We start from the raw sequence: 19,971 nt of genomic DNA on the forward strand, positions 1-19,971 counted from the left end.
CTGCGACCGGGCTGGGCGGCACTCCGACGCAGCGGGCGCCGCCGTTGAAGGCCGCGGAAGGTCCTGCGGACCTTGGCGCAGCCTGCGGCAGCGGCTACAGGGGTCAGCCCAGCTTCTGCGCCAGCACCGCAATATGCTCCGGCCCAATGCCGCAGCACCCGCCGACATGGCTGGCACCGCGCTGGTGCCAGTCCGCCACCCATTGCAGATAACCCGGCGGGTCCAGGTCTTCCCGCAGGGGGCACAGGCCGTCGTTGGCGGTGGCATCCTCGGGCTGCGGCGGGAAGGCATTGGCGTACACGCCGATATGGATCTGCACCCCCAGGCGCTCGAAGGTCTCGCGAGCGGCATCCACCGCCGCACCAATCACTTCCGGCTGGCTGCAGTTGAACAGCAGGGTCTGCACGCCCAACTGCGCCGCCACCGCCGCCGCTTCAGCCACCGGCTCGCCGGAACGCAGGCGCGGCACTTCATCGACCTCTTCGTCCTTGAGGGTGAAGGACAGCCAGAACGGCTTGCCGTCCTTGGGCAGTCCGGCGTGGATGGCCCGCGCCTCGGCGATCGAGCTTTGGGTTTCTGCGAGCCACAGGTCCACGAAAGGCGCCAGCCCTTTAACCAGTGGGCTCAGCACCTCCTCAACCCGGGACGCATCGAACAGGTCCGGGCGATAGGAACCGAACAGCGGCGGCAACGAACCCGCCACCCGCACCGGCTTGCCGGAGGCCTCTACTGCGCGGCGCGCCAGCTCACCGGCCAGGGCCGCCAGGGCCTGGCCTTCGGCGGCAAAACGCTCTTCACCGATGTGGAAAGGCACCACGGCGTAGCTGTTGCTGGTGATCACGTTGGAACCGCTGGCGATATAGGCCGCATGCACCGCCTCCACCGCCTGGGGGTCCTCGCTCAACGCCAGGGCCGACCACTCGGGCTGCCGGAACGGCGCACCACGGCGCTGCAACTCACGACCCATACCGCCATCCAGAATTACCGTGCTACCTGCGCCCATATGCTTTTTACTCATATGCTTATGAAAATAACTCACTACCGGAGTCGTTCTTATAACTATTAAATACGCACCATTCGGTTAATAACAACTCTTTTTCAGTCAGGATTCCGATGAATTTCAAACCGCTGCTGGCCCTCGGCCTGACCCTGCTTACCGCCTCTTCCCAAGCCTTCGCCGGCGCCACCCTGGAGCGTATCGAGCAGAAAAAGGAGCTGGTCGGAGTGCTGATGGAAAGCTACCCGCCCTTCTCGTTCCTCAATGACCAGAACCAGCTGGACGGCTTCGACGTCGACGTGGCCAAGGCCGTGGCCGACAAGCTCGGCGTCAAGCTGCGCCTGGAAACCCCGTCTTGGGATGTGATCGCCGCGGGACGTTGGAGCGGACGCTACGACATCTGCATCTGCTCCATGACCCCGAGCAAGGCCCGCGCCGAAGTCTTCGACTTCCCGGTGCAGTACTACGCCTCGCCGGCGGTGATAGTGGTCAACGCCAAGGATGATCGTATCCACAGCGCCAAGGACCTGAGCGACAAGAAGGTCGGCCTGACTGCCGCCTCCAGCTACGAGAGCTACCTGAACAAGAACCTGGTGATCGAAGGCGCCGAGGACACCCACCTGCAATACCCCTTCGAGAACGTACAGATCGCCCCCTACGACACCGACAACGTGGCCTTCCAGGACCTCGGCCTGGGCCCGGGCGTGCGCCTGGATGCGATCCTCACCAACCTGGTCACCGCGCAGCCGCGGCTGACCCAGGATGCGCGCTTCAAGCTGGCCGGCGAGGCCTTGTACGCCGAGCCCAACTCGGTGGCCATCGAGAAAGGCGATGCCCAGTGGAACGCCAAGGTGCGTGAAGTCTTCGCCCAGTTGAAGCAGGACGGCACCCTGAGCAAGCTGTCGCAGAAATGGATCGGCGCCGATATCAGCCAATGACTGCCTACACGCCACCGCCTCAGCCACCGCAACCGGTGGCTGAACCGCTGCTCAAGCGTCTGCTGGGCTTTCGCACTCGTCTGTACCTGACCTGGGCGGCGCTGCTGGTGCTGTTCGCCAGCTTCTTCCTGAGCTTCGATCTGAAGTTCTCGATCATCCTCGACAAGCTGCCGAACCTGCTGGGCCTGCACCTGTCCCCCAGCGGCTTTCTCCAGGGCGCGGCGCTGACCCTGTTCCTCTGCGCCTGCTCCATCGTCGCTTCGTCGCTGCTGGGCTTTGTCACCGCCCTGGCGCGCCTGTCGTCCAGCGCCGTGGCCTTCGGCATCGCCAGCTTCTATGCCTCGTTCTTTCGCGGCACGCCGTTGCTGATCCAGATCCTGCTGATCTACCTCGGCCTGCCGCAACTGGGAGTGGTGCCGGGCGCCATTACCGCCGGGATCATCGCCCTGTCGCTGAACTACGGCGCCTACCTCAGCGAGATTTTCCGTGCCGGCATCCTGGGCGTGCCCCACGGCCAACGCCAGGCCGCCTTGGCCCTGGGCATGAGCGACAGCGTGATCTTCTGGCAGGTGACTCTGCCCCAGGCCATGCGCACCATCATCCCGCCGGCCACCAACCAGTTCATATCGATGCTCAAGGACTCGTCGCTGATCTCGGTGATGGGGGTCTGGGAAGTGATGTTCCTGGCCCAGTCCTACGGCCGCTCCAGCTACCGCTACATTGAAATGCTCAGCACCGCGGCGCTGATCTACTGGCTGCTGTCCATCGGCCTGGAACTGATCCAGGCACGGATGGAAAAGCATTACGGCAAGGGCTACGCCAAACGCGGCTAAGGCTCAGGCAAGCGTCGAAGGCCCGGGAATACCCGGGCTTCTTGCCGAGCGCTCAAGTTCATCGAGCAGCGAACGGGCGCGGCTGGTCTTCTGCACCTTCACCACCCCCATCTGCAAGCCGAACGGCTTGAACACCGCATTCAATGACTTGAGGGTCGGGTTGCCGTCACCGTGTTCGATATGGATCAGGGTGCGCAGGGAAATCCGGCACATACGGGCAAACTGGCTCTGATGCAGCCCCGTGACTTCAGTGCGCAGGCGCTTGACCGCGTCGCCAAGCGACAAGCGACCGCCCGCCAGCTCCTGCTGGATGTGGTCGATCAAGGCCCCGCGTTCTTCCAGCGTCATGCTCATCGCAATCCCCACTCCTGCAGGCGTCGGTCCAGGTGGCGCAGGTGAATGCGCGGATGATTGAAGGTGGCTTCGGGCAGGCCGCCGGCACTCAACAGGTCCGGCAGGGCCCGCAGGTGTTCGGCATCTGCCCGCAGGCGCGTCAGGGCGGCCTCGGGATCGAGCAGCGGCTTGAGGCTGGCACACACCAGGCGCCAGTCGACGTCGCCGGCTACTTCCATGCGTCCGGGCCATTTGGTGGTGCGGACAATCCCCTGGTCATCCATGACCTTGGGCGCCAGGTCATGGATCGGGGCCAGGCGCACCTCTGTATCCGTGCGAACCACCGCAAGCGTGCGGCCATGATTGTCGGTGTTGCCGAGGATCCTGTTGAGCAGGTCGCGCCGCAGGTAGTCCGCCACCAGTTCAGGGATCGACGCCTCCTGGCCGGTGGCGCGCCACAGTTCAGCGAGAATCCCCAGGACCTCGGTATGGCGCATGCCCTGGCCATGGCCCACCAGCCCGGCCAGGGAATAGATCGACTCCACCGCCAGACGCTCGACTCCGGCGGGCGTTAGCCGACGGTCAAAACGCTGCATCCACAGGCTTGGCCGCCGACCCTCTTCCAGCGCCAGCCCAGGCGCCGGGAACGTCTCGATACCCAGCTGCTGCAGCGCCCGGTAGTAATGGAACTCGCTTCTGAGGATGTCGCAGGCATTCGGCGAAGCCGGGTGACGGGGGAACTTCACCCACCAGTGACGCGCTGCACAAGCGTCATCGAGCAGCGCATCGGGGTACAACAAGCCCTCGCGGTTTTCTGTCAGCAACAGCTTGGGCGCTTCGTCGCCGATGCTCGCCGTGCCACCAAAGGCCGCCGCCTGCTCATGGGCGTATTCAAGAAAACGGTTATCCAGGGTCACCACCTGTTCCCGGGTGAAGCCCAGGGCCGGACGCCTGTGCAACCCCGCCAGGGACTCCTTGATCCGCAGATGGCCAATGGGCGCCGCAGTGCTTCGGGCCAGGAGGAACAACTCGCTGCCCATGCCATCGGGCCGCTCATGGCCGATCTGCCGGAGCAAAAAGCTGCGCGCCGCCGGCGTTGCGATCAGGTCATAAAGAAAGGCCGGAGCCCGGTCCTCTCGCCAGGGCTCCCACCCCAAAGGTATCTGTGCACTGACCGAGCGGCCCAGCGAGCTGGCAACAGCGTCCAGGTTGTCCACCAGATACTGCGGGACATAACCAAAGCTGCAAGGGCTGGCAAAGCCCTCTTCAGGGTTGTCGAAACTCAGGGTCATGGCATCGGCCCACGCCCCTGCGCCGTAGAGCTGCAACGTCAGCCGGAGCATTGGGGTACCTGTCATTTGCTGCACTTCAAGAGACGCTCCGCTTCAATCATCCGTGCATTATATTGCAGTTTTTCCAAGCCAATATGCCTAAAAGTGCATCAAAATGCATTTCGATAAAATATTCCTCCCATAAAATGCATTAAAAGACACTTCAGAAAAGCAAAAAAAAGGGGAGCCGTAGCTCCCCCGAGGTAAACCGTTGCAGATGAGGGCCTGAATTCAGCCCTCGATTTCGATGAGGATTTCGCCCGGGTTGACCCGGTCGCCCTTGGCCACGTGGATCGCCACGACCTTGCCGGCGACGGCCGCCTGGACTTCGGTTTCCATCTTCATGGCTTCGGTGATCAGCACCGCCTGACCTTCCTTGACCACGTCGCCTTCCTTGACCAGCACATCGACGATGTTGCCCGGCATGGTGGTGCTGACATGGCCCGGGGCGCTGGCCTGTTTGCGCTTGCTGGTGCCGCCGCCGACGAACTCGTTGAGTGGCTCGAACACCACTTCTTCCGGCATGCCGTCGATGGACAGGTAGAAGTGGCGCTTGCCTTCGGCCTTGACCCCGACGCCAGTGATGTCGACGCGGTAGGTTTCGCCGTGGACGTCGATGACGAACTCGGTAGGCACGCCTTCACCGCCCGGCTTGCTGACGCCACCGGCTTCGGGGATCGGCAGCAACGCTTCCGGAACCAGGGTGCCGGCCTCACGCTCTTCGAGGAATTTGCGCCCGATGTCCGGGAACATGGCGTAGGTCAGCACGTCTTCTTCGGAATGGGCCAGGGCACCGATTTCGCCGCGCAGCTTGGTCATTTCCGGTTTCAGCAGGTCGGCCGGACGCACATCGATCACATCCTCGCTGCCGATGGCCTGGCGCCGCAGGTTTTCGTCCACCTGACCCGGGGCCTTGCCGTAGCCGCCTTGCAGGTAGAGCTTCACTTCGTTGGTGATGGTCTTGTAGCGCTCGCCGGCCAGGACGTTGAAGAACGCCTGGGTGCCGACGATCTGCGAGGTCGGGGTCACCAGCGGCGGGTAGCCCAGGTCGTGACGCACCCGCGGGATCTCGGCCAGCACTTCGCCCATGCGGTTCAACGCGCCCTGCTCTTTCAACTGGTTGGCCAGGTTGGAAATCATCCCGCCCGGCACCTGGTTGACTTGCACCCGGGTGTCGACCGCGGTGAATTCGCTTTCGAACTGGTGGTACTTCTTGCGCACGGCGTAGAAGTACAGGCCGATCTCTTGCAGCAGTTCCAGGTCCAGGCCGGTGTCGAACTCGCTGCCTTTAAGGGCCGCAACCATCGACTCGGTGCCCGGGTGACTGGTGCCCCAGGCGAAGCTGGAGATGGCGGTGTCGATATGGTCGGCGCCGTTCTCGATGGCCTTGAGCTGGCACATGGCAGCCAGGCCGGCGGTGTCGTGGGAGTGGATGAACACCGGCAGCGACAGCTCGGCCTTCAGCGCCTTGACCAGCTCGCCGGTGGCATAAGGGGTCAGCAGGCCGGCCATGTCCTTGATGGCGATGGAGTCGCAGCCCATGGCTTCCATCTGCTTGGCCTGGGCCACGAAGGCCTCGATGGTGTGCACCGGGCTGGTGGTGTAGGCAATGGTGCCCTGGGCGTGCTTGCCGGCGGCTTTCACCGCTTCGATCGCCACCCGCAGGTTACGTACGTCGTTCATCGCGTCGAAGATGCGGAACACGTCGATGCCATTGACCGCGGCCTTGGCCACGAAGGCTTTGACCACGTCATCGCTGTAGTGGCGATAGCCCAGCAGGTTCTGCCCGCGCAGGAGCATTTGCAGGCGAGTGTTGGGCAGCGCCGCGCGCAATTGGCGCAGGCGCTCCCAGGGGTCTTCCTTGAGGAAGCGCACGCAGGCGTCGAAGGTCGCGCCGCCCCAGACTTCCAGGGACCAGTAGCCGACTTTGTCGAGCTTGTCGCAGATCGGCAGCATGTCTTCGGTGCGCATGCGGGTCGCCAGCAGCGATTGGTGGGCGTCGCGCAGGATGGTGTCGGTTACATGAATCTTCTTGGACATTGTTTTATTCCTCACAGGCCTGCGTGGGCGGCGATGGCGGCGGCGATGGCCAGGGCCAGCTCTTCGGGTTTGCGCTTGATCGAGTAGTTGGTCAGTTCCGGATGGCTTTCAACGAAGCTGGTATTGAACTGACCGCTACGGAATTCCGGGTTACGCAGGATTTCCTGGTAGTAGGCGGCGGTGGTCTTGACCCCTTGCAGACGCATGTCGTCGAGGGCGCGCAGGCCACGGTCCATCGCTTCTTCCCAGGTCAGGGCCCAGACCACCAGTTTCAGGCACATGGAGTCGTAGAACGGCGGAATGGTGTAGCCGGTGTAGATCGCCGTGTCGGTGCGCACGCCGGGGCCGCCGGGGGCGTAGTAACGGGTGATCTTGCCGAAGCTGGGGAGGAAGTTGTTCTTCGGGTCCTCGGCGTTGATCCGGAACTGCAGGGCGAAACCACGGTGGTGGATGTCTTCCTGCTTCACCGACAGTGGCAGGCCCGAGGCGATGCGGATCTGCTCGCGGACGATGTCGATGCCGGTGATTTCCTCGGTGATGGTGTGTTCCACCTGCACCCGGGTGTTCATCTCCATGAAGTACACCTCGCCCTCGGCGAGCAGGAACTCCACGGTGCCGGCGTTCTCGTAGCCCACGGCCTTGGCCGCGCGCACCGACAGATCGCCGATGTAGGCGCGCTGTTCCGGGGTCAGTTGCGGGCTCGGAGCGATCTCGATGAGCTTCTGGTTGCGGCGCTGGATCGAGCAGTCGCGCTCGAACAGGTGCACCACGTTGCCAAAGCTGTCGCCGAGGATCTGCGCTTCGATGTGCTTGGGATTGACGATGCACTTTTCCAGGAACACTTCCGCCGAACCGAAAGCCTTGGTGGCTTCGGAAATCACTCGGGGGAACGCCTGCTCCAGCTCTTCACGGCTGTTGCAGCGACGAATGCCGCGGCCGCCACCACCGGAGGTGGCCTTGAGCATCACCGGGTAGCCGATGCGGTCGCCTTCAGTCAGGGCTTCGTGGATATCCGCGACGTTGCCTTCGGTGCCTGGGGTCACCGGCACGCCGGCCTTGATCATGCTGCGGCGGGCTTCGGTCTTGTCGCCCATGCGGCGGATGACTTCCGCCGACGGGCCAATGAATTTGATTCCACGTTCGGCGCAGATGTCCGCCAGTTCGGCGTTTTCCGAAAGGAAACCATAGCCGGGATGCAAGGCATCACAGCCGGTTTCCACCGCCAGGTTCACCAGTTTGCGGGGGTTCAGGTAGCCGGCCAGCGGCTCGGCGCCAATGCTGTGGGCCTCATCCGCACGCTTTACATGCAGGGCATGGCGATCAGCGTCGGAGAAGATCGCTACCGAACGGATGCCCATCTCGGCGCAGGCACGCACGATTCGTACGGCGATCTCACCACGGTTGGCGATCAGGATCTTTTTTATCACTTGGAGGTTCCCTTGAGCCGTTGGAACAAACGACCCGCTAGACCGAGTCGGCGCGTGACCAAATGTTTCAAGTCAGTCGCCGCGTCACACTAGCTCTGCAGAGGGATTAACAAAAATCAATAATTATTGGGTTGGGCATAAGTAAAGACTTATAGTTGTGCTACCAACCCTTGGCGCGAGCACTGAAAAATGCGTAAGTCATTGATGAGACTGACATTACGTCAGTTGCAGATTTTCAATGAAGTCTGCGATTTACGCTCCTATAGCCGCGCCGCCGATGAAATGAATCTCACCCAGCCTGCGGTCAGCCTGCAGATCCGTCAGTTGGAGGAGCTGATCGGCCAGCCGCTGTTCGATTACGTCGGCAAGAAGCTCTACATGACCGAAGCCGCCGAGGCCCTGCAACGGGCCAGCCGGGACATCTTCGGGCGCCTGGAAAACCTCGACATGCAGCTCTCGGACATGCAGGGCTCGCTGCAGGGCCAGCTCAAGCTGGCCATCGAATCCAGCGCCAAGTACTTCGTCCCGCACCTGTTTGCCGCCTTCAAGCGCCAGCATCCGGAAGTCCACCTGCAACTGACCGTGGTCAACCGCGCCCAGGTGATCCGCCGCCTCTCGGACAACCGTGATGACCTGGTGATCATGTCCATGGTGCCCCAGGACATGGAGCTGGAGTTCCTGCCGTTCCTCAATAACCCCATCGTCGCCGTGGCACCGCCGGATCATCCCCTGAGCCACATGGGTCCGCTGCGCCTGCAGGACCTGGAGCCCTACACCCTAGTGCTGCGCGAGCCGGGCTCGGGCACCCGCCTGGCCTGCGAGGAGTACTTCAAGGAGAAGCGCGTGCACTTCACCCAGATCCTCGAAGTGTCGTCGGCGGAAGCTCAGCGTGAATGTGTGCGGGCGGGTCTGGGCGTGGCCTTGCTAACGCGCCACGCCCTGAACCTTGAGTTGGCGACCGGCGGCTTGATCGAGTTGCCGGTCGAAGAGCTGCCATTGCTTCGCAGCTGGTGCCTGGTGCAGGCCAAAGCCAAACGCCTGTCACCGGTAGCGCATGCGTTCCTGGGATTCATCCGCAGCGAACGCGTGCAGATCAGCGGGCTGGTTGAACGCTTCGACGGGAAGCCGCGGGTGCCGCCTGCCAGTAATTGACGGCCTCAAGCTCGGGGTAATCGTTGATTTGCTGCTGCAACTGACGCAGCTCGAAGCGGTGTTCGATCGCACGACGAAATTCCATGCGGCGCTGGTCTTCCTGCTGACGACGGGTCTTGACTGCGCTGTTGCTCTCTTCGTAAGGCCGGGCCATTTCGAGTCTCCCAATGCGAGTACGGGAGCTTCACGATGGACGTCGGCGGTTACGGTTTGGCGGCGGGTCGGTTACAGGACGATGAACATTCGCCCCTCTCCAGACTCAATCGTCCAGGGCTTTGACCGACTTGGGCGACAGACGCAGGCTGCGCAGACTGCGCTTGACGCTCTTGAGGTGGTTCACCAGGCTCGGCCCGCGAGCCATGGCCACGCCCATGGCCAGCACGTCGATCACCACCAGGTGGGCGATACGCGAGGTCAGCGGGGTATAGATCTCGGTGTCTTCGTGCACATCGATGGCCAGGTTGACCGTGGACAGCTCGGCCAACGGCGTCTGGCTCGGGCACAGGGTGATCAGCGAGGCGCCGCTTTCACGCACCAGATTGGCGGTGATCAGCAGGTCCTTGGAACGCCCGGACTGGGAAATGCAGATGGCCACGTCGGTAGGCTTCAAGGTCACCGCCGACATCGCCTGCATGTGCGGGTCGGAATAAGCCGCCGCGGTCAGCAGCAGGCGGAAGAACTTGTGCTGGGCATCCGCCGCCACCGCGCCCGACGCGCCAAAGCCGTAGAACTCCACACGCTGGGCCTGGGACATGGCCGTCACCGCCTGCTGCAGGGCCACCGGATCGAGCTTCTCGCGAACTTCCATCAGGGTGTGCAGGGTGGTGTCGAAGATCTTCAGGCTGTAGTCAGCGACAGAATCGTCTTCATGGATCGCGAACTGGCCAAAGCTGGCACCGGCGGCAAGGCTCTGGGCCAACTTGAGCTTCAAGTCCTGAAAACCGGAGCAACCGATGGCCCGACAGAAACGCACAATGGTCGGTTCGCTGATGCCCACGCTGTGGGCCAGGTCCGCCATGGAACTGTGCATCACGGCCGCAGGATCAAGGAGCACGTGATCGGCGACCTTGAGTTCCGATTTGCGTAACAAATGACGTGACTGGGCGATGTGCTGCAACAGGTTCAAAGGGCTGGACTCATTGTTATTGGCTGACGCCGGGGATGTAGCAAGCTTGTAGTTATACTACAGGAATCGTCTTTTTGCCTGTTCAATGCATCATCAATTTGCCGGCCTGCCCCCCATTTTCAGCCGGGTACGACTTATGTAGCCGTTGTGGCTGGCGTCGCCGCCCACTAGCGAGACTGGGCCTGCAACAGCTGCGCGAGCGCTTCGGCATTCACCGGACGACTGATCAGGTAGCCCTGCACTTCATCGCAGTGTTCGGCCCGCAGGAAGGTCAACTGCGCCGGATCCTCGACCCCCTCGGCCACCACTTTCAGCGACAGCCCGTGCGCCATGGCAATGATTGCCCGGGTAATCGCCGCGTCCTCGCCACCTTCGGCAAGACCACGGATAAAGGCCTGGTCGATCTTCACGTAGTCCACCGGAATGCGCTTGAGGTAGCTCAGAGACGAGTAGCCCGTGCCGAAGTCGTCGATGGCCAGCTTCACTCCCAGATCACGCAGTTGCTGGAAGGTCGCGATGATGTGCTCGACGCTGTCCAGGAGCTGGCTTTCAGTCAGTTCCAGTTCGAGGAAATGCGGCGCAAGGCCGGTTTCTTCCAATACCTGGCGCACCAGGCTCACCAGCTTGCCTTGGCGCAGTTGATACACCGACAGGTTGACCGACACCCGAATCGGCTCCAGCCCCTGGCGCTGCCAGTCGCAGGCTTGGCGGCAGGCCTGGCGCAACACAAATTCGCCGATGGGCCCGATCAGCCCGGTCTCTTCCGCCAGGCCGATGAAGTCCCCCGGCGGCACCCGGCCCATGGTCGGGTGATCCCAGCGCACCAGGGCTTCGGCAGCATTCAGCCGGCCCGTGGCCAGGCACAGCTTGGGTTGGTAGAACACCATCAACTGGCCTTCTTCGATGGCCTTGCGCAGCTGGTTCTCCAGTTGCAGACGCTCCAGGGTGCTGGCCTGCAGGCTCTCGGTGTAGAACTGGAAGTTGTTGCCGCCCAGGTGCTTGGCGTGGGCCATGGCCATGTTCGCCTGACTGACCAAAGCAGCAATCTCCCGGGCACTGTCCGGCAGCATGCTGATGCCCATGGAGGCGCTGACCACCAATTCATGGCCATCGACGGTGATCGGCAGGCGCAACTTGCTCAGCAGCCGGGTCGCCACCCGCGTCAGGCTCGACAGGCTGCCGTAGGCGTCGAACAACACAGCGAACTCATCCCCGGACAGCCGGGCGATGGTGTCGGCCTCCGGCAGGGCATTGACCAGTCGCCTGGACATCTTCTGCAGCAACTGGTCGGCCACTTCATGGCCGAGGCTGTCGTTGAGCAACTTGAAGCGATCCAGATTGATGTGCAGCAAGGCCAGGCTGCGGCCGCCCTGGCGTACCCGTTGGTGGGCCTCGCCCAGGCGCTCGCGAAACAGGGAGCGGTTGGCCAGCCCGGTGAGTTCATCGTAGTGAGTGAGGTAGCGCATGCGCTCCTCGGACTCGCGCCGAGCCGAGAGATCGGCGAAGAAGCCCACGATGTGGCGGATTTTCCCTCGCTTATCCCGCACGACGTTCAATTGCAGCCATTGCGGATAGAGCTCGCCGTTCTTGCGGGTCTCCACCAGCTCGCCCTGCCAACTGCCGTGTTGCTCCAGGGCCTGATGAATCAACGGGTAATGCCGGCGGGCATCGCGGCTACAGGACAGTTCCACCACATTGCGCCCGAGCATGTCCTCGATCTGATAGCCCGTGACCTGGCTGAAGGCCTGGTTGGCGGCGATCAGGGCGTACTCGGGGTCGAGGATGACGATGCCTTCACTGGCCGCCTCGAACACTGTCGCCGCCAGATTGCGCTGCACCTCCACTTCCTTGTCGGCGCTGATATCCCGCCGCGTGCCCACCATGCGCAACACCCTTCCACCAGGACTGCGCTCCACCGCCCTGCCCCGGTCCTCGATCCACACCCAATGGCCGTCGCCATGGCGCACCCGGTACTCCACCTGGTAATCCTCGCTGCGGCCCTTGAGATGCTCCACCAAGGCACGTTTGAGCAGCGGCAAATCCTCGGGGTGCAGGCGCGGCTTGAGATGGCTGAGCATCGCGGTGACGTCTTCGGGCTCCAGGCCAAACAGTTCCTTGATCTGGGTGTGATGGATTTCGTCGGTCTGCAGGTTCCAGTCCCAAAGTCCCAGCTCGCTGGCATTCAGGGCCAGGGCCAGGCGCGCCTCGCTCTTGCTCAGGGCCTGGTTGGCCTGGTCCAGTTCCAGGCTGCGCTGGGCCACCCGCTGCTCCAGTCCCGCCTGGGCTTCACGCAATTGTTCTTCGGCCCGTCGGCGCTGTTCGATCTCACGGGCCAGCTCGCGGTTGAGCTGGCTGCCGCGGCTCTGGGCATCCTGCAGATGCTCGATCAGCGCCTGATTCTGAAAGCGCCGCAACAGGCCTCGCTGAATCAGGCGGTTGACCTGCCAGGCCACGACGCTCAGGGATACCAGGAGAATCAGCCCAAGCCAGCCCCAGCCGCGCTGCTGATCGTCTCCGCCCCAGAACAGATAGGCGATGGCCGGCAACAGGCAGGGCAATGTGAAGGAGAGAAAAGCCTGCAGGCTGACCGCGTAGGCCACGCTGGCGGAAAGAATCGCCGCGCCGATCAGGCCGAAAACCCAGGCCTGCTGCAAAAAGCTGTCGGTGGGCACCAGGGCGATGCCTGCGCAGGCCAGGGTCAGGCCACTGACCGCCGACCCCAGAAGAAACATGCGCTGCCAGATGGGCTGCGCCTGGCGACTGGGAATCGCCGAGTCGAACGCCGCCACCTGGATCACCCGCAAGGCCACCAGGGCCAGCAGCCAGACCATCCACACGCTGAGCAACAGATAGCGCGCCGGACTCCAGAGCAACCAGGTGCACACCAGACCGTTGAGCAGCATGAAAAGGGTCGGCAGCAGCGAGCCCTGATACAGCAGGCGCGTACGCTCCACTGCCATCTCGACGGCGTAATGCTGGCGGATGCCCCCCGGCGCCATGAAGGGCCCGGACGGGTCGGGGTTAAGTGTCATAGGCAGTATTCTTATAATGTAGAGCCCGAAACGTCGGCGGAGCATACACAAGCACAAGCTCGAGCCAAACTGCTCTGGATCATAAAATCGATAAAACAAATCCCTCCGTAATCCGCCGTGCAAGTGTGCGCGCGAGAGACACCAATGGCTGCGGCCTGTGACCAACCGGTCGTCCCCGGCCGTTGTTTTATCGGCTAATGCAATGCCGGGTTTGCCCGGGGTGACGCGGCCCCCTAGAATGCCCCGATGCGCGATGATCTCTCCCTCCTGTTGAACTCCCTCAACGATGCCCAACGCCAGGCCGTAGCTGCCTCCGTGGGTCGTCAGTTGGTCCTGGCCGGTGCTGGCTCCGGCAAAACCCGAGTGCTGGTGCACCGTATCGCCTGGTTGATCCAGGTCGAGAACGCCTCGCCCCACTCGATCCTGTCGGTGACCTTCACCAACAAGGCCGCCGCCGAGATGCGCCACCGCATCGAACAATTGCTGGGTATCAACCCGGCGGGCATGTGGGTCGGCACCTTCCACGGCCTGGCACACCGCCTGCTGCGAGCCCACTGGCAGGAAGCCGGCCTGAGCCAGACCTTCCAGATTCTCGACAGCGACGACCAGCAACGCCTAGTCAAGCGGGTGATCCGCGAGCTGGGCCTGGATGAGCAGCGCTGGCCGGCCCGTCAGGCCCAGTGGTTCATCAACGGACAGAAAGACGAAGGCCTGCGCCCGCAACACATCCAGGCCAGCGGCGATCTTTTCCTGGCCACCATGCGCGGCATCTATGAGGCCTACGAGGCCGCCTGCCAGCGCGCCGGAGTCATCGACTTCTCCGAACTGCTGCTGCGCGCCCTGGACCTGTGGCGCGACCACCCGGGCCTGCTGGCGCACTATCAGAAGCGCTTCCGCCATGTGCTGGTGGACGAGTTCCAGGACACCAACGCCGTGCAGTACGCCTGGCTGCGACTGCTGGCCCAGGGTGGCGACAGCCTGATGGTGGTGGGCGACGACGACCAGTCGATCTACGGCTGGCGCGGGGCGAAAATCGAGAACATCCATCAGTATTCCGCCGATTTCCCGGACACCGAAGTGATCCGCCTGGAGCAGAACTACCGCTCCACCGCCGGCATCCTCAAGGCCGCCAACGCCCTGATTGCCAACAACACCGGGCGCCTGGGCAAGGAGCTGTGGACCGATGGCGGCGACGGCGAAGCCATCAACCTGTACGCCGCCTTCAACGAGCACGATGAAGCCCGCTATGTCGTGGAAACCATCGAGAGCGCGCTGAAAACCGGCCTGGCCCGCAGCGACATCGCCATTCTCTACCGCTCCAACGCCCAGTCCCGGGTGCTGGAAGAAGCCCTGCTGCGCGAGCGCATTCCGTACCGCATCTATGGTGGTCAGCGCTTCTTCGAACGGGCCGAGATCAAGAACGCCATGGCTTACCTGCGCTTGCTGGAAGGCCGGGGCAACGACGCAGCCCTGGAACGGGTGATCAACGTTCCAGCCCGGGGCATCGGCGAAAAGACCGTCGAAGCCATCCGCGAACACGCACGCCACAGCGATGTGTCGATGTGGGAAGCCATGCGCCAACTGGTGGCCAATAAAGGCCTCACCGGTCGTGCGGCCGGCGCTCTCGGCGCCTTCATCGAGCTGATCGAGAACCTGGCGGCCAAGACCCAGGAAATGCCCCTGCACCTGATGACCCAGACGGTGATCGAGCAGTCGGGGCTGATCGCCTACCACGAAGCGGAAAAAGGCGAGAAAGGCCAGGCCCGGGTGGAAAACCTTGAGGAACTGGTGAGCGCCGCGCGCAACTTCGAGAACAGCGAAGAAGACGAGGACCTGACGCCCCTGGCGGCCTTCCTCGGCCACGCGTCCCTGGAAGCCGGTGATACCCAGGCCGACGAGCACGAAGACAGCGTGCAACTGATGACCCTGCACAGCGCCAAGGGCCTGGAGTTCCCCTACGTGTTCCTGGTGGGCATGGAAGAAGGCCTGTTCCCCCACAAGATGAGCCTGGAGGAACCCGGCCGCCTTGAGGAAGAACGCCGCCTGGCCTACGTGGGCATTACCCGGGCCATGCAGAACCTGGTGATGACCTATGCAGAGACCCGTCGTCTATACGGCAGCGAAACCTACAACAAGGTGTCGCGCTTCGTACGCGAAGTGCCCAAGGGACTGATCCAGGAAGTGCGCCTGTCCAACAGCGTCAGCCGGCCTTTCGGTGGCGGCCAGTCGCAAAGCACCAGCAGCCTGTTCGGTGGCAGCGAGATTCCGGACACCGGCCTGAGCCTGGGTCAGGCCGTGCGCCACTCGGTCTTCGGCGACGGAGTGATCCTCAACTTCGAAGGTGCCGGCGCCCAGGCCCGGGTCCAGGTCAACTTCAGTGAAGGCAGCAAATGGCTGATGCTCGGCTACGCCAAGCTGGAAGCCATCTAACCGCAGACGATCCGCAGGCGCTGGCTTGCCAGCGAATCTTGCTGGTGAAGAACTTCTTCGCCAGCAAGCCGGCTGCTACAGGTCAGCGCAGAAATCGCGCTGATCAGGGCTGGCGTGGTACTGCTGGCAATGCGTCGCTGTTCGGCTTGGGGATTGAACCTAAACCACGTCCTTACAGACAAAAAACCTATCGGCGAGCATGATTGCGGACAGGGCTGAATCAAGCCTTTCAGGCAAAAGCCCGAAACATTATGCCGCTCGCCACTGACACTTGACCTGTGCAATATGGCGCGCGTGCCATCCACAAATGGGAACCCCCTTTATGAAACGTTTTCTTAGCATCGCCATGGCGCTGTGCATCGGCCTGACGATGAGCCTCGACGCCAACGCCAAGCGCTTCGGTGGCGGCAAAAGCGCCGGCGCTGCCCCGACCCACCAAACTCGCCAGGCGGCGCCAACCACTCCGGGCGCTCCTGCCGCTGCAGCCACCGCTGGCGCAGCCGGAGCTGCAGGTGCCGCGGCCAAGGCCGGTGGTGCTTCGCGCTGGCTCGGCCCTCTGGCCGGCATCGCAGCCGGTGGCCTGCTGGCCTCCATGTTCATGGGTGACGGCTTCCAGGGCATGCAGATCTTCGACATCCTGATCATGGCGGTCATCGCCTTTGTGATCTTCCGCTTTATCGCCGCTCGCCGTCGCAAGCAGCAGGAGCAGTTCGCTCCAGCGGGTCACGCACCGATGCAGCGTGAAGCTTTCGAGCCTCAGCAACCGGCTGGCGGTTCGATCTTCGGTGGCTCGGCAGCACCTGCCGCGCGTCCGGTGATCAACGCTCCGGCCTGGTTCAACGAAGAGCGCTTCATTGAAGCGGCGCGCAATCACTTCCAGTCCCTGCAGCAACACTGGGACGCCAACGAAATGGACAAGATTGCCGAGTTCGTCACCCCGCAGATGCTGCAGTTCCTGAAACAGGAACGTGCCGATCTGGGCGACAGCTTCCAGTCCACCTACATCGACAACCTGCAAGTGCAACTTGAAGGTGTGGATGACCGTGCCGACAAGACCATCGCCACCCTGACCTTCAGCGGTGTATCGAAGACCTCGCGCTTCGACCAGGGCGAAGTGTTCAGCGAAAGCTGGAACATGGAACGCGCCCAGGGCGACAACCAGCCATGGCTGGTGGCAGGTATCCGCCAGAACGGCTGATTCATTCTGCTGTCACAGCTGTAAGGCAAAACCCCGACTCAGGTCGGGGTTTTGCATTTCACGATTGCACTTATAGCGAGCTACTGTATAAACCGCCGTCAAACAACCGCGCCATAGAGCAAAGAGGACCCAGGCCGTGGAAGAAGTCATCGAACAACTCCGAGAAGCCAACGAACCGGTACCCGTCCCCCTGGAACTGCCGGACGAAGACCAACTGGTGGAAATTGAAGAACAGCTGTTCATCAATATCCCGTTCGTCTTCAAAGAGTTCCTGTTGACGGTCAGCGACGTGGTTTACGGCAGCCTGGAACCGGTCACCGTCACCGACCCGCAATCCCACACCTACCTGCCGGAAGTGGCCGCGACCGCCTGGGACCTGGGCGTGCCTCGTGAGCTGATCCCGATCTGCCAGGACGGCGACGACTACTACTGCGTCGAAGAAGACGGCACCGTGGTGCTGTGGTCCGGCGAAGAAGAGCTGATCACCGAAGAGTCCTGGGAATCGGTGTGGCACTGGGCGCGGGACGTCTGGCTGGAAAGCTGAGCCCCCGCCGTTGCAACCGGCTCGCCAGCGCCCTGCTGGCGAGCGGCAAGGTCAATGCCCGCCGTTGTCCTTGCTGTGATCGAGGGTTTCGATCAGCGCCACCTGCATCCGCGTGTGCACGCGGATGAACCAGCGCCACAACACCGCGGCCACCACCGCCGCCACCACGGCAATCAGTACCAGCAACTCCAGGGTCGGCAGGATGCTCGACGACAGCGCCGCCAACAGCAGAAAGATCACCAGTAGCGACAGGATCGGAATCACCTCGGCGATCACCCGACGCACTCGCTGGGTATGACGCCCGGCCATTTCCGCCTTGACCCCCATCTCCGCCAGCAGCATCGACAGCGCCTTGAGCTTGCGGTAGGCGGCAATCAGGAATGGCAGGGACAGCAGCAACGCTGCGCCCCAGATCAGCGCCTTCTGCCAGCTAGGATCACTGACCCATTCCTCCAGATAAGTGCCGATGCGCTTGGCGAAATAGCCACCGGAAAAGAAGATCGCCACCACCAGCGCCAGATTCACCCCCACTTGCAGCAGGATCTTGCGGATCATCGACGCCAGCAATGCGCCCTCACCCTGAGGCTGGATACTGCGCAACCACTCCCCATACATGCCCAGCACCCGGCTCAGGCGTTGAGGCAGGACTCCAGCCAGCTTGTGCGACAAAGGATCGGCCGCACGAATCAGATAAGGCGTGAGCAAGGTGGTGATCGCCGACACGGCAACCGCGACCGGATAGAGAAAATCGCTGGTGACCTGCAGGGTCATGCCCAGGGCGGCGATGATGAACGAAAATTCGCCAATCTGTGACAGGCCCATCCCGACTCGCAACGAGGTCCGTCCATCGTTACCAGCGATAAAGGCGCCCATGCCGCAGGACAGCATCTTGCCCAGCACCACTGCCACGCTGATCACGGCGATGGGCCAGGCGTATTGCAGAAGGATCTGCGGGTCGATCATCAGACCGATGGCGACAAAGAAGATGGCACTGAACAGGTCACGAACCGGCTCGATCAGCCGTTCGATCTTCAGCAACTGACGGGACTCGGCCATGATCGCGCCGATCAGGAAGGCGCCCAGGACCATGCTGTACTCCAGCTTGACCACCAGCAGGCAGAAGCCGAAACACAGCCCCAGCACCGTGATCAGCAGCATCTCGTTGCTGTCGAACCTGGCCACGTAGGCCAAGAGGCGCGGCACCAGCAGAATGCCGATCACCAGCGCCACGATCATGAACAGCGAAAGCTTGCCGACGGTGGAAAACACATCGCCGGAACTCACGGTGCCACTGACCGCAATACTCGACAGCAAGGCGATGATGCCGATGCCGAGAATGTCTTCGACGATCAACACACCGAAGATCAGCTGGGCGAAGCGCTCGTTCTTCATCTTCAGGTCGTTGAGCGCCTTGACGATGATGGTGGTGGAGGAAATGGCCAGGATCGCCCCGAGGAACAGCGAATCCATGGTGCTCCAATCGAACCAGCGACCGATCTCGTAGCCGATCCAGATCATCAGGACGATTTCCAGAAACGCCGCGATAAACGCCGTGGCGCCCACCTTGAACAGCTTGCGCAGACTGAATTCCAGCCCCAGGCAGAACATCAGGAAAATCACCCCAAGCTCGGCCAGGGTCTTGATGGTCTGTTCGTCGTGGATCAGGCCGAACGGCGGTGTGTGGGGACCGATGATGAAGCCAGCGACGATGTAGCCCAGCACCACCGGTTGCTTGAATCGATGAAAGAGAATGGTCACTACACCTGCGACCAGCATGATCACGGCCAGGTCCTGAATGAAGCTGATGGCATGCATGGACGGGGTTCTCCTTGAACGCTGGGCGGCGCAGATCGCCTAAAAAGAAAAATCTGATCAGTACAAAGAAATATCCAAAAAATTAGAGGAAAAAGCCCTGAAACGGGTGTTTCGCAGGTTAACACCGGGACTTCTGGCAGAAAGGCGATGCAATATTAGGAAACAGATCCACCGGAGCGTGACGGCACGACGCGGCCCGGCGTCCCGTTATCGATGGTTTGAAAATCCTTGAAACCAGCACCCGCAGAGGTGCTCCAGCAACCCCTGCCTTGAACCGTGAGTGTGCTATGGAACCCGGAAACGCCCAGCTGTCGATGACGGTATTGATGACCCCTGACATGGCCAATTTCTCTGGCAATGTCCACGGCGGCACCCTGCTCAAGTACCTCGACGAAGTCGCCTATGCCTGCGCCAGCCGTTATGCCGGCCGCTACGTAGTGACCTTGTCGGTGGACCAGGTGATCTTCCGCGAGCCGGTGCATGTCGGCGAACTGGTGACCTTCCTGGCCTCGGTCAACTACACCGGCAACACCTCCATGGAGGTGGGCATCAAGGTGGTGACCGAGAACATCCGCGAGCGCTCGGTGCGCCACACCAACAGCTGCTTCTTCACCATGGTGGCGGTGGACGACCAACGCAAACCGGCCCAGGTGCCACCGCTGCAGCCCGAGACCGCCGACGGCAAACGCCGCTATATCCAGGCCCAGCAGCGTCGGCAGATCCGCCAGGAGCTGGAAAAGCGCTACCAGGAAATCAAGGCCGACGGCCCTTGATC

The 19,971-nt window shown here is 62.4% G+C and carries 15 protein-coding genes and 1 pseudogene; 7 read left to right on the forward strand and 9 right to left on the reverse strand.

The genetic code is table 11. The features are described from left to right. Positions 1 to 103: 103 nt before the first annotated feature. Positions 104 to 1,003, reverse strand: coding sequence for a homocysteine S-methyltransferase family protein (locus LOY69_RS29980; RefSeq protein WP_102881354.1), 900 nt, complete (start codon positions 1,001 to 1,003; stop codon positions 104 to 106). Positions 1,004 to 1,113: 110 nt separating this feature from the next. Between LOY69_RS29980 and LOY69_RS29985 the strand changes: the two genes are divergently transcribed. Continuing rightward, positions 1,114 to 1,935 carry an ABC transporter substrate-binding protein gene (locus LOY69_RS29985; RefSeq protein WP_102881355.1) on the forward strand — a complete coding sequence of 274 codons (822 nt, stop codon included), beginning with the start codon at positions 1,114 to 1,116 and terminating at the stop codon, positions 1,933 to 1,935. Continuing rightward, on the forward strand, positions 1,932 to 2,768 hold the full coding sequence (locus tag LOY69_RS29990) for an amino acid ABC transporter permease (RefSeq protein WP_102862364.1): 837 nt from the start codon (positions 1,932 to 1,934) through the stop codon (positions 2,766 to 2,768). Before LOY69_RS29985 ends, LOY69_RS29990 begins: the two co-directional genes overlap by 4 nt. Positions 2,769 to 2,855: 87 nt before the next feature. On the opposite strand, the pseudogene LOY69_RS29995 reads toward LOY69_RS29990, so the two are convergent. From LOY69_RS29995 to LOY69_RS30010, 4 genes and pseudogenes are all read right to left on the reverse strand, one after another. After that, positions 2,856 to 3,122, reverse strand: a pseudogene (locus tag LOY69_RS29995) (helix-turn-helix domain-containing protein); the annotation flags it as partial. Next, on the reverse strand, positions 3,119 to 4,393 hold the full coding sequence (locus LOY69_RS30000; RefSeq protein WP_265074926.1) for a type II toxin-antitoxin system HipA family toxin: 1,275 nt from the start codon (positions 4,391 to 4,393) through the stop codon (positions 3,119 to 3,121). The gene LOY69_RS30000 and the pseudogene LOY69_RS29995, both read right to left, overlap by 4 nt. A gap of 270 nt (positions 4,394 to 4,663) precedes the next feature. Then, on the reverse strand, positions 4,664 to 6,472 hold the full coding sequence (gene oadA, locus LOY69_RS30005; protein ID WP_102862366.1) for a sodium-extruding oxaloacetate decarboxylase subunit alpha: 1,809 nt from the start codon (positions 6,470 to 6,472) through the stop codon (positions 4,664 to 4,666). 11 nt (positions 6,473 to 6,483) lie between these two features. Further along, the gene (locus LOY69_RS30010; RefSeq protein ID WP_025131542.1) at positions 6,484 to 7,899 is read right to left on the reverse strand and encodes an acetyl-CoA carboxylase biotin carboxylase subunit; all 1,416 of its coding nucleotides are present in this window, start codon (positions 7,897 to 7,899) and stop codon (positions 6,484 to 6,486) included. A 189-nt stretch (positions 7,900 to 8,088) separates the two neighbouring features. On the opposite strand from LOY69_RS30010, the gene LOY69_RS30015 reads away from it, so the two are divergent. Continuing rightward, on the forward strand, positions 8,089 to 9,051 hold the full coding sequence (locus LOY69_RS30015) for a LysR family transcriptional regulator (RefSeq protein ID WP_047306689.1): 963 nt from the start codon (positions 8,089 to 8,091) through the stop codon (positions 9,049 to 9,051). Here the strand turns inward: LOY69_RS30015 and LOY69_RS30020 are convergent. The 3 genes from LOY69_RS30020 to LOY69_RS30030 all read right to left on the reverse strand — a co-directional run bounded on the left by LOY69_RS30020 (position 8,993) and on the right by LOY69_RS30030 (position 13,209). After that, positions 8,993 to 9,205 carry a PA3496 family putative envelope integrity protein gene (locus tag LOY69_RS30020; protein WP_081002137.1) on the reverse strand — a complete coding sequence of 71 codons (213 nt, stop codon included), beginning with the start codon at positions 9,203 to 9,205 and terminating at the stop codon, positions 8,993 to 8,995. The genes LOY69_RS30015 and LOY69_RS30020 overlap by 59 nt on opposite strands. Before the next feature lie 105 nt (positions 9,206 to 9,310). Next, a complete protein-coding gene (gene hexR / locus LOY69_RS30025) occupies positions 9,311 to 10,177 on the reverse strand; it encodes a transcriptional regulator HexR (RefSeq protein WP_011064325.1) in 867 nt (288 codons plus the stop codon). A gap of 167 nt (positions 10,178 to 10,344) precedes the next feature. Beyond that, positions 10,345 to 13,209 carry an EAL domain-containing protein gene (locus LOY69_RS30030; protein WP_213664471.1) on the reverse strand — a complete coding sequence of 955 codons (2,865 nt, stop codon included), beginning with the start codon at positions 13,207 to 13,209 and terminating at the stop codon, positions 10,345 to 10,347. A 246-nt stretch (positions 13,210 to 13,455) separates the two neighbouring features. On the opposite strand from LOY69_RS30030, the gene uvrD reads away from it, so the two are divergent. From uvrD to LOY69_RS30045, 3 genes are all read left to right on the forward strand, one after another. Beyond that, positions 13,456 to 15,639, forward strand: coding sequence for a DNA helicase II (uvrD, locus tag LOY69_RS30035; protein ID WP_110594177.1), 2,184 nt, complete (start codon positions 13,456 to 13,458; stop codon positions 15,637 to 15,639). Between the two features lie 322 nt (positions 15,640 to 15,961). Further along, positions 15,962 to 16,837, forward strand: coding sequence for a Tim44 domain-containing protein (locus LOY69_RS30040; protein WP_102881360.1), 876 nt, complete (start codon positions 15,962 to 15,964; stop codon positions 16,835 to 16,837). Between the two features lie 136 nt (positions 16,838 to 16,973). Then, positions 16,974 to 17,381 (forward strand): SMI1/KNR4 family protein, encoded by a 408-nt coding sequence (locus LOY69_RS30045; RefSeq protein WP_102862372.1) that lies wholly within the window; start codon positions 16,974 to 16,976, stop codon positions 17,379 to 17,381. Between the two features lie 51 nt (positions 17,382 to 17,432). On the opposite strand, the gene LOY69_RS30050 is transcribed toward LOY69_RS30045, so the two are convergent. Beyond that, entirely contained in the window at positions 17,433 to 19,196 is a 1,764-nt protein-coding gene (locus tag LOY69_RS30050) for a cation:proton antiporter (protein WP_102862373.1), read from the reverse strand. A gap of 287 nt (positions 19,197 to 19,483) precedes the next feature. Between LOY69_RS30050 and LOY69_RS30055 the strand changes: the two genes are divergently transcribed. Further along, positions 19,484 to 19,969, forward strand: coding sequence for an acyl-CoA thioesterase (locus LOY69_RS30055; RefSeq protein WP_102862374.1), 486 nt, complete (start codon positions 19,484 to 19,486; stop codon positions 19,967 to 19,969). The last annotated feature ends 2 nt before the right edge of the window (positions 19,970 to 19,971 follow it).

The organism is Pseudomonas sp. B21-059 (assembly GCF_026016285.1).
GTDB classification, from domain to species: Bacteria; Pseudomonadota; Gammaproteobacteria; order Pseudomonadales; family Pseudomonadaceae; genus Aquipseudomonas; species Aquipseudomonas danubii.

Excerpts from the sequence above, each read along its gene's own strand:
- LOY69_RS29980 (WP_102881354.1), bottom strand. The coding sequence starts at position 1,003 with ATGGGCGCAGGTAGCACGGTAATTCTGGATGGCGGTATGGGTCGTGAG.
- LOY69_RS30030 (WP_213664471.1), bottom strand. The coding sequence starts at position 13,209 with ATGACACTTAACCCCGACCCGTCCGGGCCCTTCATGGCGCCGGGGGGC.
- LOY69_RS30000 (WP_265074926.1), bottom strand. The coding sequence starts at position 4,393 with ATGACCCTGAGTTTCGACAACCCTGAAGAGGGCTTTGCCAGCCCTTGC.
- uvrD (WP_110594177.1), top strand. The coding sequence starts at position 13,456 with ATGCGCGATGATCTCTCCCTCCTGTTGAACTCCCTCAACGATGCCCAA.
- LOY69_RS29985 (WP_102881355.1), top strand. The coding sequence starts at position 1,114 with ATGAATTTCAAACCGCTGCTGGCCCTCGGCCTGACCCTGCTTACCGCC.
- LOY69_RS30040 (WP_102881360.1), top strand. The coding sequence starts at position 15,962 with ATGAAACGTTTTCTTAGCATCGCCATGGCGCTGTGCATCGGCCTGACG.
- oadA (WP_102862366.1), bottom strand. The coding sequence starts at position 6,472 with ATGTCCAAGAAGATTCATGTAACCGACACCATCCTGCGCGACGCCCAC.
- LOY69_RS30055 (WP_102862374.1), top strand. The coding sequence starts at position 19,484 with ATGGAACCCGGAAACGCCCAGCTGTCGATGACGGTATTGATGACCCCT.
- LOY69_RS30020 (WP_081002137.1), bottom strand. The coding sequence starts at position 9,205 with ATGGCCCGGCCTTACGAAGAGAGCAACAGCGCAGTCAAGACCCGTCGT.
- LOY69_RS30050 (WP_102862373.1), bottom strand. The coding sequence starts at position 19,196 with ATGCATGCCATCAGCTTCATTCAGGACCTGGCCGTGATCATGCTGGTC.
- LOY69_RS30015 (WP_047306689.1), top strand. The coding sequence starts at position 8,089 with ATGCGTAAGTCATTGATGAGACTGACATTACGTCAGTTGCAGATTTTC.
- LOY69_RS29990 (WP_102862364.1), top strand. The coding sequence starts at position 1,932 with ATGACTGCCTACACGCCACCGCCTCAGCCACCGCAACCGGTGGCTGAA.